This window comes from Frankia sp. CcWB2 (genome assembly GCF_977927585.1).
In genome coordinates, this window is sequence record NZ_CDWRCM010000225.1 from 4,361 (window position 1) to 6,318 (window position 1,958).

The 1,958-nt window shown below is 68.2% G+C and carries 3 protein-coding genes; 2 read left to right on the forward strand and 1 reads right to left on the reverse strand.

Translation table 11 applies throughout. The annotated features are described in order from the left end of the window. Nucleotides 1-282: 282 nt before the first annotated feature. Nucleotides 283-420 carry a hypothetical protein gene (locus ACY45C_RS18845; RefSeq protein ID WP_462188899.1) on the reverse strand — a complete coding sequence of 46 codons (138 nt, stop codon included), beginning with the start codon at nt 418-420 and terminating at the stop codon, nt 283-285. A gap of 106 nt (nt 421-526) precedes the next feature. Between ACY45C_RS18845 and ACY45C_RS18850 the strand changes: the two genes are divergently transcribed. Then, nucleotides 527-805 (forward strand): hypothetical protein, encoded by a 279-nt coding sequence (locus ACY45C_RS18850; protein WP_462188900.1) that lies wholly within the window; start codon nt 527-529, stop codon nt 803-805. Nucleotides 806-945: 140 nt separating this feature from the next. Beyond that, nucleotides 946-1,958: NAD-dependent epimerase/dehydratase family protein (locus ACY45C_RS18855; protein WP_462188901.1), on the forward strand; the 1,013-nt coding region annotated here is incomplete at its 3' end.

Consider the following 1,958-nt stretch of genomic DNA (forward strand, 5'->3'; position numbering starts at 1 on the left):
CCTGTGGAGGGTTCGAAACGCGCAAGTTATTTCATTTCGACTCCTAAGGCAAAAAATAATGAAGACGAACCGGTGAGGAGAGCGGGTGCGGTTACCTCGCCGATCCGTATCCGCAACGCGGACCGGACAGCGATACAACAGAAAGAATTGTGTCGATAGCTGTCGGTGACGGAGGTGGCCGGTCAACGCGGAACGGACCGGGAGAACGGGCCGAGGTGAGCGGGCTCGCCGGGGGCGGTGGCCCCGCCATGGACCATGCACCACAGGTCATGCACCACAACATCACAGGTCGAGCCCGATGTCGTCCCGGTGCGGTCCTGGGCTCAGCTCGAGGCTGTCCGGCCAGGATGCGCTGAACGAGTACATCCGGCACAACGGAAGCGCGATCTTCGCGATCCCGCCAGGCTTCCGGGCCGGCACGAAGGACTACTGGGGCAGCGGCCTGTTCACCTGATCGATGCCGATCGATACCTATCGACACTGAATTGATACCGACTGATACTGATTGACGCCCTAGATGATCAAAATGGACACAACGAGCGCCGTCGAGGGCTGCTTCTCCTGCCTCGGCAACGCATCATTGGACGGGCTGCCGCCCCGGGAGCGCATCCTGGTCGATCCCGGCTGGCGGGTCACGCACACGATCAGGACCGCCCTGCCGGGTTGGCTGGTTGTCGTCGCCCGGCGTCACGTCACCACGATGGCCGAGCTCACCGCGGCGGAGGCCGCCGAATGGGTCTCCCCCACGGTGATGGACGACCTCGCGGCAAGACTGACCGCCTCCCTCGCGGCCGCCTCGGAGTGACGGACGGCGCACCGCAGCTCATCGAGAGCTGAGGGCTGCATCTGGACGCCCGTCGGCGGGTATCCATTCCTCCGAAAGGAGACCGCTTCCCCCGACGGGAGATTCCCGGTCGACCGCAGGAGGTGGATGAGGTGGATCAGGTGACGCCAACCCCGAGCAACCTGAAGATCGTCGTGGTGAGAGCCACGGGGAATGTCGGCACGAGCGTGCTGGCGGCCCTCGGCCGGTCGACCGAGGTCGGCTCCCTGGTCGGGGTATCCCGCCGCAACCCGACATGGACGGCGCCGAAGACCCAGTGGGCACAGGCCGATGTCGTCACGGATGACCTCGCCCCGCTGTTCCAGGGCGCCGACGTCGTGATCCACCTGGCCTGGTTGTTCCAGCCCACCCACAACCCCTTGACCACATGGCGGACCAATGTCCTGGGATCCATCCGCGTGTTCGAGGCCGTAGCCCGAGCCGGCGTGCCCGCGCTGGTGCATGCCTCATCGGTCGGCGCCTACTCGCCCGCCGCCCGGGAAGGCGCCGTCGACGAAGGATGGCCGACCCACGGCTGGCCCGAGGCCGCCTACACCCGGGAGAAGGCGTATCTGGAGCGGGTCCTCGACACCTTCGAACGTGACCGTCCGGGCATCCGGGTGGTGCGGCTGCGGCCCGGGTTCATCTTCAAGCGGGAGGCGGCCAGCCAGCAACGGCGCCTGCTCGCTGGGCCGTTGCTGCCCGGCCGGGTGGTACGGCCGGCAGCGGCGCCCACGCACCCGGCGACGGTGCCCGTGCTGCCAGATCTGCCGGGGCTGCGCTTCCAGGTGGTGCACTCCTCCGACGTCGCGGACGCCTACCGGTTGGCGGCCCTGACCGGGGCCCGCGGCGCCTTCAACATCGCGGCCGACCCGGTGGTCGACGTACCCCTGCTCGCCGACATCCTCAATGCGAGGATCATCCGGATGCCGGCCGGCCTGGCCCGGGGCGCTCTGGCTACCGCCTGGCACCTGCATCTGGTGCCCGCCTCCCCGCAACTCTTCGACGCCGTCCTACATCTACCGATCATGGACACTGCCCGGGCCCGGGCAGAGCTCGGCTGGTCGCCCCGCCACGACGCCCGCGCCGCGATCGGCAGCTTCCTCACCGGCCTGCGCGAGGGCGCGGGCCTGTC